Genomic DNA, 11,983 nt, shown 5'->3' with positions numbered 1-11,983 from the left:
ACTTGGTATCAAATCAATGAAGAATACGATGCCGATATTTTTGCGAATTTTTACCCCGCTTATCAGGATCCGGAATTTGGAAGCATTTCTGAATCTGATGCGCAAACTGATCTTTTTGTAAGTAGCTATAACTTAAGAAGCCCAATGCGATTGGGTGGTGGTCTCACCTACTTCTTTGGTAAAAATGGTTTTATAACCGCCGATGTAAATTACTTGGACTATAGCTCCGCTAACATCCGGTCCAATGTATTTAACCCGGAAATGGACAACCAGGATATCAATGATTTATACGGTCAAACGATCAACTATAGCTTGGGAGGAGAGTTTAGGTTTGACATATTCAGGCTAAGAGCAGGCTATGCTTATTATGGCGACCCATTAGCTAACCCGGGTAACACTGACCGAAGCACCAGCCAAATTTCTGGAGGAGTGGGTGTAAAATTGTCCGGTTTCAGCATAGATTTCGGATTGGTTAACAGTAAGTTTAATGGCTATTATTCCTCTTATCCGGGGGCTGATCTTGCGGTCATTGACAACAATAGAACTACAGGTATGCTTACTCTAGGATTTAGTTTCTAACAAGGGTAACCAATTTGCTATCAACAACTCAGGGGAACTGTCTTCTCCCCTGAGTTTTATTTTTGCCTTTTCATAATAGGCATTTCTCTGAGAATGCATGTCTTTGAGTTTGAGTATAATCTGGGGAGTATCCAGATTGGCAAACAAAGGTCTTATGGCTACTTGAGTGTTGGTTAACCGTTCTAAAATAGTATTTAAAGGAACATCCAAATACACAGAAACTCCTTTTTTATTGATCAGGGCCATGTTTTCATTATAACAAGGTGCCCCGCCTCCTGTTGCCAAAACAAATGTCTCCTTTTTATCAAGAACTTCTTCCAAAACTGCAGTCTCCAATTTCCTAAAGTACCCTTCCCCTTTAGAGGAAAAGATTTCAGAAATTGCTTTCCCTGCCTTGGCTTCAATTAAATCATCCAAATCATAAAAAGGCCAATTTAACTTTAGCGCGAGGGAATTTCCCAAAGTTGACTTGCCACTGCCGGGCATTCCTACCAATACAATTTTCTTTGCATCCATTATTTGGAAAATATAGTTTTAGCTATTTCAGGTGTTGGAGCATTTCGGTAATGAAACTTTTTAAGTACAGTTCCTTCCTGGAGAAAAACCAAGCCGGGATTGGACCTAATAATGGTTTTGACTACCGTAGCATCAGCCATATAGGAGCTTACCCTAAGGCCTTTTTCCTGCAAATATTCATTCATCTTTTCTTCAGAAGAGGCGGCTATCCAATGTACATTCACGTCTGTTCCCTGAAAAGAATTAATCAAGGCACTAATTCTATCCAGTTCACTTACTGTCAATGCCATTTTATCAATATTACTAGACAAAATCAACAGTTGTTTTCCTTGAAGTATTTCTTCTGTATGATCACCAGCCTCATTCCATATGGCAAAATCTGATATCTTTGGTAAAACTTCGGGGTTCTTCAAAGTCATTTCGACGAAAGTAAAACTTTCATCACTGGGATATTCATCAAATACAAGCTGCTCCCCATCTTTTTCCATTAAGTAAGAATATTCCAAAGCTGCTGAAGGTTGTATGGCTTTGGAGATATTTACGCCTTCTTTAAAGGCCCTGAAATCAATAAAGGGAAGATTTCTTATGGCATAAATAGCCAATACCAAAGACAGCACAAAAGCACCTATAGTAAGCCATTTTCCAAATACATTGTATTCCATGGGTAAATGTTTTCTAAAGACCAGCATAAACACAATCATCACTAGCAATACAATGTCCTTATAAAAGGATTCCCAAGGAGTCAGTTTGATCGCATCACCAAAGCAGCCACAATCTGTTACTTTATTGAAATAAGCAGAATAAAAAGTGAGAAAAGTAAAGAAAAGAATCATTACCAGTAAAAGAAAAATGGCACGTTTTAATCTCCATCCAACCAAAAGCATTACGCCTAAAGCCACTTCCACCACAACCAAAAAAACGGATATTGGTAAAGAAATTGCTTTCAGGTGTTCAAAAATTGGAGCTATATCCGTGGCGAATACATCAAAATATTCCTCCATCTTAATGGAAGTCCCCACGGGATCATTTACTTTGATAAGACCTGAAAAAATAAAAAGCCCACCAACAATTATTCTAGAGATTAAGACTAATGTTTTAATTATCATTTTGATTTAATTTTATCATACAGAAAACAGCATAATTTAGCATGTCTTGATAATTGGCCACTACTCCTTCAGAAACAATTGTTTGTCCCTGATTGTCCTCAATCTGTTTTACCCTGTACAGCTTCATTAAGATGATATCTGTAATTGACGAAACCCGCATACTTCTCCAAGCTTCTCCGTAATCGTGGTTTTTATTGGCCAAAAGATCTTTGGTTTCCTTTACCCATTTATCATAAATTGGCTCTAGTTCATCAAAGGACAATTCCATCCTTGGATCAGTAAGCAAATCATTTTGCAAAAGCGCTATGAGACAATAGTTAATAATCCCAATAAATTCATCCTTTATTGGGTCCATTACCTTCTGTGTACCCTTCTCCTGAATGGATCTTATCCGTTGTGCTTTAATAAAAATTTGATCTGTCAGGGAAGGTAGTCTCAAAATCCTCCATGCCGTACCATAATCCTGAGTTTTCTTCTTAAAAAGTTCTTTACAAAGGCCAATAACTTCATTATATTCGCTTGCGGTTTGCGTTTCCAAAGCACCGGTGTTTTATGTTAGAAAATTCACATTCAATATATAAATTCGAAGATACTTTATTTCCCCCAAAAATAACACTTCAAATCAAAGGAAAGCTTTATACTTTGGACAAGCCGTGGATTATGGGGATTATCAACAGTACTCCTGATTCTTTTTATGGCAAAAGCAGAACGACAGGGCAATCGCAGGAAGTTTTAAAAAAGGCAGCCAGAATGATTGAGGAAGGCGCAGCTATTTTAGACATCGGAGGCTATAGTTCCAGACCCGGGGCAGCTGCTGTTTCAGAGAAAGAGGAACTTAATAGAGTAATTCACGTTATTAGAAATATAAAAGGTAGGTTTCCGGGCATTTTGATTTCTATTGATACTTTTAGAGCCAAAGTAGCCAAGGAAGCTGTCAATGCAGGGGCTGACATGGTGAATGACATCTCTGGAGGTGGATTAGATTCGGAGATGTTTGATACAGTAGGTGGTTTAGGAGTTCCTTACATTTGCATGCATATGAAAGGAGATCCTCAAACGATGCAAAACTTTTCCAAATATGCTGACATAGAAAGAGATATTGGGTATTTTTTTTCAAAAAAAATTGAAAAGTGCCATAAAGCTGGCATAAAAGATGTAATACTTGATATTGGACTTGGTTTTTCTAAGACATTGGAACAAAACTACAGGCTTGTTCAAAATTTTTCTTATTTTAAATCATTGAAGCTACCACTATTGATCGGAGCATCGAGAAAATCGATGATATATAAATTATTAAAAACCAGCCCTGAAGAGGCGTTAAATGGGACTACAGCCGTACATATGGCTGCCCTCATGAACGGAGCCAAAATTTTAAGGGTACATGATGTAAAAGAAGCAAACGAAACTTTAAAAATATATAAACAAATCTATACTTGAATTTACTATTTAAAATAGGTTTTCTAGACATTTCTCTGGTCAATCTTATAGACATCACACTGGTAAGTATACTGATTTATCAGGTTTATAAATTGATGAGGGGAAGTGTGGCCATTAAGATTTTTTTAGGCTTTCTTTCCATTTATCTGATTTATTTGGTTGTAAGTGCCGCTCAAATGGAGCTCCTTACCATTATTTTAGGCCAATTTATGGGAGTCGGTGTATTGGCCGCAATCATTTTGTTCCAGCAGGAAATCAGGAAATTTCTCCTCATTGTGGGTAAATCTTCCATATTTTCTAATGAAAATTTATGGCAAGAATTATTATTCTGGCGGAAAAGAGAAAGCCAGGCATTCAATGTTACTCCAATTATTGAAGCTTCCAAAACTTTATCTGGAAGTAGTACCGGAGCCTTAATTGTGCTTTCAAAAAATTCAGAAATGAAATTTTATGCAGAAAGCGGCGATTTAATTGATGCAGTAGTTTCAAAGCGCTTATTGGTCTCTATTTTCAACAAATACAGCCCCCTTCACGATGGTGGTGTAATAATTTTTAACGGTAGGGTAAAAGCGGCGAGGTGTATTCTCCCGGTTACAGAAAGAGAAGTACCTGCGCAATTTGGACTTCGCCATAGGCAGCTATAGGTATGTCCGAAGCCACAGATTCATTGATCCTTATCGTCTCCGAAGAAACCGGACAAGTCTCATTGGCAAAAAACGGAAAAATCTTGCACAACCTCTCTTTCCAGGAAGTTAGGGAAATGATCAACAATTACTTAACCGGAGAGGAAATTGACGATAAGTTTGAACCCTTGACAAAATCGGAAAAAATGGCTGAATTGAAACGCATCTCTGAACTTTAAACTTTTTTTATTCAATAACTCCCAGAGATTTCCCTACCTCACTAAATGCTTCAATAGCCCGGTCAAGATCCGCTATCTCATGAGCGGCTGACAACTGCACCCTGATTCTTGCTTGTCCCTTTGGCACTACAGGATAATAAAAACCAATGACATAAATACCCTTATCCAGCAATTCACTGGCCATTTTCTGAGCCATTGGCGCATCGTATAGCATAATGGGGACAATCGGATGTGTCCCTTCTTTGATAGCAAACCCAACCTTTTGAATTCCCTCCCTAAAATACATCGTATTTTCTTCCAGCTTATCCCTTAAAGCGGTGGTTTCTGATAATAAATCAAAAATAGCTATAGAAGCACCAGTAATGGCAGGTGCCAAGGTATTGGAAAATAAATAAGGTCTGGATTTTTGACGTAGGGTTGCAATTATTTCTTTTCTACCTGAGGTAAAACCTCCCGAGGCTCCGCCCAAAGCCTTACCCAAGGTTCCTGTAATGATGTCTACCTTGCCCATTACTCCCTTAAGTTCATGTACCCCTCTACCAGATTGCCCAATAAAACCAGTTGAATGACACTCATCAGACATTACCAAGGCTTTGTATTTCTCTGCAAGTTCAACAATTTTATCCAGCTGAGCGATTGTCCCATCCATTGAAAAAGCGCCATCTGTTACGATTATTTTATGCTTGGCTCCTTTAAGATCAGCCGCTTTGAGTTGCTCTTCCAGATCCTCCATGTCGTTGTGTTTGTACCTAAAGCGCATGGCTTTACACAATCTCACCCCATCTATAATGGATGCATGATTTAAAGCATCTGAAATAATCGCATCTTCAGCTCCCAAAATTGGTTCAAACACTCCCCCATTCGCATCAAAAGCAGCAGCATACAGAATGGTATCTTCTGTGCCTAAAAATTTTGAGATCTTATCTTCCAACATTTTATGGATATCCTGCGTGCCACAAATGAATCGGACAGAAGACATTCCATAACCATGACTATCAATGGCAGCCTTGGCTGCTTCGATCACCTTGGGATGACTAGAAAGTCCAAGGTAATTATTGGCACAAAAATTCAATACTTCACTCCCGTCTTCTAAGGTAATCTTTGCCCCTTGTGGAGACTTAATGATCCTTTCACTTTTGTATAACCCTTCATTTTTTAGGTTATTCAGGTCTTTTTGAAGTTTATCTCTTAAAGTGTCAAACATACGCCAAAATGGGTTTAATGAGGCAATTAGGTAGTGGGTTTAAATTATACTTAAACTTACGATTTTTAGCTAATAATGTGTCATTATTGTAATAAAATTCTGAAATTGGCAATTGAGACATAGCAAATCAAAATAAACCCTATGAATAAAATACTGGTAACAGGGGCTGCAGGCCAACTGGGAACTGAATTGACACAGAAACTTTGTGAAATCCATGGATCTGAGGCCATCATTGCTTCCGATATTAATCAAAATTCATCCGCAAAATTTTCATTTTGCCAATTCATGGTGCTGGATGTTATGGACAAAAACAGTCTAAGAAATGCCATCATCAATGAAAAAATAACTCAGGTCTATCACCTTGCCGCTATTTTATCCGCTACCGCCGAACAAAAACCACTTTTGGCCTGGAAATTGAACATTGACAGCTTATTGATATTATTGGACTTGGCCAAAGAGCTAAAATTAGATAGGGTTTTTTGGCCTTCATCTATTGCCGTATTTGGTAAAGAAAGCCCCAAAATAAATACAGCTCAAGATGCCGTTCAAACAGCAAATACCGTGTATGGGATTTCAAAAATGGCAGGTGAAAGATGGTGTGATTATTATTACAGCCACCACAATGTGGATGTGCGAAGCCTAAGGTTTCCCGGGCTTATCGGATACAAGGCAAAACCCGGAGGCGGCACCACTGATTATGCCGTAGATATCTTTCATAAAGCCTTGGCCGGACAAGTTTTCCGGTCTTTTTTAGAAAAAGAGACGCGTTTACCAATGATGTATATGCCCGATGCCACTAAGGCCACCATAGATTTAATGCAAGCCCCCAGTGATAATATCACAGTTCGGTCTAGTTACAACCTGACTGCAATGAGCTTCACTCCGGAAGAAATATTCCTGGAGTTGAAAAAGCATTTTCCCGAATTTAAAATAAAATATCAGCCGGATTACCGGCAAGAAATAGCTTCTAATTGGCCACAAACTATTGATGATCAATATGCCAGAAATGACTGGAATTGGCAACAGGAATATGACCTTCCTGAAATGACTAAAGATATAATTAAAAATTTACCCTACTGGATCGACAAAATATAGTCCCATGAAAAACCAAGTTATTTTTATCCTCGCCCTTTTTACTTTTGCCTGCGACAGCCCTTCCGAAGAGAAGAAATACGATGGGGCCCCAACTGATAGTGACACCAAAGAAATTGTTCTTGAAAGCACCGGGTCCACCTGGATTAATTACTCAGGAATGCTCCCCTGTGCAGATTGCGCCGGCATTAAGACGGAGTTGAAACTTGAAAACAGTCCGGAAAAAATAGAACGATCTTTTGAACTATCAGAAACCTACCTAGAGACCAAAGATGGTGACAGAAACTACAAAACCACAGGTCTATATGAAGTAATCTATGGTCTGGAGGACAACCCGGGCGCCATGGCAATAAGGCTTTTGGATGACAATAATCTACCTTTTAAAAGCTTTCAGCAAGAAAAAAGCGGTAAATTAATCTTGCTGGATCAAGAAGAAAAGCCCATTCAATCCAAGCTCAATTACTCATTAGAAATGGTCGATCCAAAATCCAAATAGTTTTTTGATCAATCAAATATATTCAGATTAAAATTTCTCTCATATGTTCTACAGATATATTGTTTCGATTTCAGTGGCATTAATCTTGGCCTCCTGTGCCAAATCTGCGCATACAAGTTTATCCATCCCTTTTACTGGACAGGAGATCACTATGGACGCAGCTCCTGAGGAAGAAGAATGGGTTCAAGCCGTAACTTTAAATAATCTGATTGCTCCTTGGGAAGATGATAGTCCCGATCAGACAAAGTTTAGGGCTTTTGTTTCCAAAAACTATTTTAACTTTATTTTTCAGGTAGAAGACCATTCATTGGTCACACACCCCTTTGAAAAAGAATTGTCTGTTGCCGGTGGTGATCGGGTTGAACTGTTTTTTGCAAGTGACAGCAGTTTGACCAAGTATTACTGCGTGGAGATGGATCCCAAGGGTAACATTCTCGATTATTCAGCAGAGCATTATCGTAAATTCAATGACCAATGGGATTTCGAAAGCATTGAAGTATCCACAAAAACGACAGATAAAGGTTATGTGGTGGAAGGCAGAATTTCTTTAGGCGAACTAGAGAACTTAGGAATTGGCAGGTCCTTTTACCTTGGGGTTTTCCGGGCAGATTTTAAAAACAGTAAAACCAAAGAAGTCAGCTGGTATTCATGGATAAAACCTCGTAAATCCAGCCCCGACTTTCATATTCCTTCTGCTTTTGGAAAAGCAAGCTTTGCAAAATAATCCTGCAAATCAGTTGCCAAAGGCCCATCTATTGAATTTTGGTCTTCAGTTCTCAATCCAAGATATTTATAAGTTCTGGCTCCATACAAACTTTTTATCTAAAAGGATTTCTATGAGGAAAATCAGTTTAAGGATTGACCAAAAACAACCTTTAACCCTTGATTTACAATTAATAACTAATGGTAAGCTTCAGGATGGTATTCAGCTCCCCATACTTTTGCAATGGTTATTTTTTTAAATTATATTGAAAGCTAAAGAGAGAATCATTCCGAACTTAAGCGCGTTTAGCATGTAAATCATGGCAATGGCCCTATTGGATGACTGACAATTTCTAATTATTATCCTGCGCAAATAAACCCATCCTAAACCAGCATTACTATCTGATCTCTTAATGAAAAACTCGAAGATGAATTACCACAATTTGTCAACTTCAGAAATCTACCAAAAGTTAAATACTTCCAAGGATGGCTTGGACCGCTCAGAAGTAGAAAAGAGGCAGTTAAAATATGGGAAAAACGAACTGGTACAAAAAAAGAAGATTTCTGTTTTCGGCGTGATATTGCATCAATTTAAAGATGTAATGATCTTTATTTTATTTTTGGCCGCAGCCATTTCCTATTTTGTAGGAGACAGCAAGGACACCATTGTTATTTTAATCATCGTTTTACTGAATGCCCTTATCGGCTTTGTGCAAGAATATCGAGCAGAAAAAGCCATGGAAGCATTGAATAAAATGTCCTCCTTGCATGCCACTATTCGAAGAGCCGGGCACACTATTCAGGTGGCTGCTACAGAAGTTATTCCTGGAGACATTATAATCCTTGAGGCGGGCATGCTTGTACCGGCAGACCTAAGGCTCACAGCATCACATGCTTTGAAGATTGAGGAGGCTTCTCTCACAGGAGAATCTCATGCCGTTAACAAATCCCCGAAAAAAATTACCCTAGAAAACACCTCTTTAGGGGATAGGGTAAATATGGCATATAAAAGCACCGTCATTACCAACGGTAGAGGAGAAGGTGTGGTGGTGGCCACCGGAATGAACACCGAGATAGGCCGAATTGCTCAACTCCTACAAGAAGACAAAGTCAAGACACCCTTGCAAAAGCGGTTGGCCAATTTTGCCAAAAAATTATCTTTCGCCGTTATTGGTATATGCATTGCCCTATTTATTGCCGGCTGGTTACGTGGAGAAGAGCCTGTGCAAATGCTACTCACTGCCATTTCAGTAGCCGTAGCAGCCATTCCTGAAGCTTTGCCGGCAGTTATTACCATTGCTTTGGCTTTAGGAGCAAAGCGCATGGTACGGAAAAATGCCTTGATCAGAAAGTTGCCTGCAGCAGAAACCTTGGGTTCGGTTAGTTATATCTGTACGGACAAAACAGGAACCATTACCCAGAATAAAATGACGGTATCCGATTGCTGGATTTCCCCGGAAATCCAGGGCATCGAAAACCTGGAGGCTGACCAAACAATGCTTTTAGCGATGGAGCTTAATCACGATGTGATTACCGCAGAGCAAAACCAACTCAAGGGAGATCCCACAGAAGTAGCCTTGGTGGAGTATACCCGAAACAACAAGGGCTACAACCCATCTTGGCAAAATGAATTTAAACGTGTTTATGAATTCCCGTTCGATTCTGAAAGAAAAAAAATGACCACGGTCTACCCAATGAATGGAAAATGGATCGTGGTTACGAAAGGGGCTGTAGAAAAACTTCTGGAGATAAGCAAAACTGAAAACAGAGATGAAATCAATACTGTCACCAAAAATTTTGCTGAGCAGGGCAAACGGGTTTTGGCCTATGCTGTCAAGGTAATAGAGAAATTGCCGGAAGAGAAATCAGTAGATAAATTTGAAAGCAATATGCAATTTATTGGCTTGGCAGGCATGATTGACCCACCTCGAAAAGAGGCCATTGAGGCGATTGCCAACTGCCATGCCGCAGGAATTAGGCTTGTTATGCTTACAGGTGATCATCCGGTCACGGCAAAGGCCATAGCCAAAACTACAGGGATTTTACAGGATCCATCCGACAAAATTATCACCGGCACCGCGCTTTCGAAACTTTCAGAACAAGAATTTGAAGACAATCTTGAATCCATCAAGGTTTTTGCCCGGGTATCTCCTGAACAAAAACTAAAAATCGTAAAAGCCTTGCAAAGCAGGGATCATTTCGTGGCCGTAACCGGGGACGGGGTAAATGATGCCCCTGCACTAAAACGTGCAGACATAGGTATCGCCATGGGCATCACCGGCACAGATGTCTCAAAAGAAGCTGCAGATATGATTCTCTTGGATGATAATTTTGCTACTATCATCCATGCCGTCCGTGAAGGTCGTCGTATTTTTGACAACATCCGGAAGTTTGTAAAGTACATCCTAACAGGAAATAGCGGAGAGATCTGGACAATATTTTTAGCTCCTCTTTTTGGTTTGCCCATTCCTTTGATCCCCATTCAGATTTTATGGGTTAATTTAGTCTCTGATGGACTTCCGGCATTGGCTTTTGCCTCCGAGCCGGCAGAAGATGACATTCTAAAAAGACCTCCTAGAAAGGCGGATGAAAGCATCTTTTCAGGAGGAATAGGGATCCATGTTCTTTGGGTTGGGCTACTAATGGGGGCTGTATGCCTTGGTATTCAGGCTTGGGCCATCCACAATGAAAATTCAAAATGGGCAACGATGGTTTTTACTGTAATTAGCATTTCACAAATGGGACATGCCTTGGCAATTCGTAGTGAAATTAAGTCCCTTTTCACCATGGGCATTTTTGGTAATAGGCATTTAATCATGGCCGTTTTGATTACAATTGGGTTACAGCTGGCAGTAGTATATTTACCTTTCCTACAAAATATTTTCAACACCCAAGCACTTACATTCTCAGAGTTAGCCATTTGCTTGGCGCTTTCAAGTATCGTTTTTTGGTTTGTTGAATTGGAAAAATGGACCAAAAGAAGGAGGAAGAAAAAACTCAAAGGATAATTAGCTCCCAGTCTAAAATTAACCTAAAAACCTTTTTTCTATTATTTCTCGAAAGATAGTTGCTATTTGATAAAGAGATAAAAAAACAAATTGATAAATTCGATTCAGAAGCTTAACTATTTTCTTTAGTAAATATTTGGGAATTCAGTTTCCACCAAAATCCTTCAGGGTAACAAACAAGCATGGACAACAAAGCACTAATGAATAAATTTTACACTTCTTTTATAAAAGGAGACAGTAAAGCAATGGGAGAATGTTACCATAAGGACATCCTATTCAAAGACCCTGTCTTCGGTTCTTTAAAGGGAGATCGAGCATTTAAGATGTGGGAAATGTTACTCACTCCAAAAAAAGAAGACCTCAAAATCAGTTTTGATATTGCGCGTGTGTCTGAAAAAAAAGGAAAAGTAAACTGGGTGGCTGAATATCACTTTGGTGAAAAAAAACGAAAAGTAATCAATAATGTTAGTGCTGAATTTAAGTTTAAGGAGGGTAAAATCATCGAACATATCGATACTTTTAACTTATGGGAATGGAGTAAACAAGCCATGGGAACTGTTGGCTACTTGATTGGATGGACACCTTTTATGAAAAAGAAAATTCAAAAATCCACCAATCAAAAACTGGATTATTTTATCTCCGGTAAAAAAGGTTAAGCTTATTGAGATTTACCCATCTGGCATCTTCATTAATAGGCCAATAGGCCCGGAAATACATCCCTATGAAAAATCTAATTCTATTTGGACTACTTCTTTCCCTGATGGGTTGTAACAACAACCGCACTACTACTGTTACCCCCTCTCAACCCAATATCATTTTTATTATGGTGGACGATTTGGGTAAAGAATGGGTCAGTCATTATGGAGCTGAAAATATTTCTACACCCAATATTGATGCACTCGCAGCTAGTGGCATGACCTTCCATAATGTCTATTCCATGCCTCAATGCACCCCCACCAGGGTTACCTTACTTACCGGTCA

The 11,983-nt window shown here is 39.1% G+C and carries 11 protein-coding genes and 2 pseudogenes; 9 read left to right on the top strand and 4 right to left on the bottom strand.

Translation table 11 applies throughout. From position 1 onward, the window contains the following. Positions 1–579, top strand: a pseudogene (locus AAC037_RS08910) (long-chain fatty acid transporter); the annotation flags it as partial. Here AAC037_RS08910 and AAC037_RS08905 read toward each other — a convergent pair. The 3 genes from AAC037_RS08905 to AAC037_RS08895 are packed head-to-tail and all read right to left on the bottom strand — an operon-like array spanning position 562 to position 2,739. Beyond that, positions 562–1,095: a shikimate kinase gene (locus AAC037_RS08905; protein ID WP_339902656.1), complete on the bottom strand. Its 534-nt coding sequence runs from the start codon at positions 1,093–1,095 to the stop codon at positions 562–564. The pseudogene AAC037_RS08910 and the gene AAC037_RS08905 overlap by 18 nt on opposite strands. Continuing rightward, entirely contained in the window at positions 1,095–2,201 is a 1,107-nt protein-coding gene (locus tag AAC037_RS08900) for a BT_3928 family protein (protein WP_339902655.1), read from the bottom strand. The genes AAC037_RS08905 and AAC037_RS08900 overlap by 1 nt, the downstream gene beginning before the upstream one ends. After that, a complete protein-coding gene (locus AAC037_RS08895; RefSeq protein ID WP_339902654.1) occupies positions 2,191–2,739 on the bottom strand; it encodes a DUF1599 domain-containing protein in 549 nt (182 codons plus the stop codon). Before AAC037_RS08895 ends, AAC037_RS08900 begins: the two co-directional genes overlap by 11 nt. A 14-nt stretch (positions 2,740–2,753) precedes the next feature. Between AAC037_RS08895 and folP the strand changes: the two genes are divergently transcribed. Both folP and cdaA read left to right on the top strand, forming a co-directional pair. Continuing rightward, on the top strand, positions 2,754–3,638 hold the full coding sequence (gene folP, locus AAC037_RS08890; RefSeq protein WP_339902653.1) for a dihydropteroate synthase: 885 nt from the start codon (positions 2,754–2,756) through the stop codon (positions 3,636–3,638). Then, positions 3,635–4,500 (top strand): annotated as a pseudogene (gene cdaA, locus AAC037_RS08885) (diadenylate cyclase CdaA). Before folP ends, cdaA begins: the two are co-directional and overlap by 4 nt. 7 nt (positions 4,501–4,507) lie before the next feature. Here cdaA and kbl read toward each other — a convergent pair. Further along, positions 4,508–5,704, bottom strand: a complete 1,197-nt coding sequence (gene kbl / locus AAC037_RS08880; RefSeq protein ID WP_339902652.1) for a glycine C-acetyltransferase — start codon at positions 5,702–5,704, stop codon at positions 4,508–4,510. A gap of 141 nt (positions 5,705–5,845) precedes the next feature. Here kbl and AAC037_RS08875 point away from each other — a divergent pair, with 141 nt between their 5' ends. From AAC037_RS08875 to AAC037_RS08850, 6 genes are all read left to right on the top strand, one after another. Beyond that, entirely contained in the window at positions 5,846–6,799 is a 954-nt protein-coding gene (locus tag AAC037_RS08875; RefSeq protein WP_339902651.1) for an NAD-dependent epimerase/dehydratase family protein, read from the top strand. A gap of 4 nt (positions 6,800–6,803) precedes the next feature. Then, positions 6,804–7,292 carry a copper resistance protein NlpE gene (locus tag AAC037_RS08870; protein ID WP_339902650.1) on the top strand — a complete coding sequence of 163 codons (489 nt, stop codon included), beginning with the start codon at positions 6,804–6,806 and terminating at the stop codon, positions 7,290–7,292. Positions 7,293–7,335: 43 nt separating this feature from the next. Further along, positions 7,336–8,016: a sugar-binding protein gene (locus AAC037_RS08865; protein ID WP_339902649.1), complete on the top strand. Its 681-nt coding sequence runs from the start codon at positions 7,336–7,338 to the stop codon at positions 8,014–8,016. 406 nt (positions 8,017–8,422) lie between these two features. Continuing rightward, positions 8,423–11,002, top strand: a complete 2,580-nt coding sequence (locus AAC037_RS08860; RefSeq protein WP_339902648.1) for a cation-translocating P-type ATPase — start codon at positions 8,423–8,425, stop codon at positions 11,000–11,002. A gap of 182 nt (positions 11,003–11,184) precedes the next feature. Beyond that, positions 11,185–11,658 (top strand): nuclear transport factor 2 family protein, encoded by a 474-nt coding sequence (locus AAC037_RS08855; RefSeq protein WP_339902647.1) that lies wholly within the window; start codon positions 11,185–11,187, stop codon positions 11,656–11,658. A 65-nt stretch (positions 11,659–11,723) separates the two neighbouring features. Then, on the top strand, positions 11,724–11,983 hold a 260-nt coding region (locus AAC037_RS08850), incomplete at its 3' end, for a sulfatase-like hydrolase/transferase (protein ID WP_339902646.1).

This window comes from uncultured Cyclobacterium sp., assembly GCF_963976465.1.
GTDB lineage: Bacteria > Bacteroidota > Bacteroidia > Cytophagales > Cyclobacteriaceae > Cyclobacterium.
Note: the sequence above shows the minus strand (reverse complement) of the source record. Positions and strands in the feature narration are given on the sequence as shown.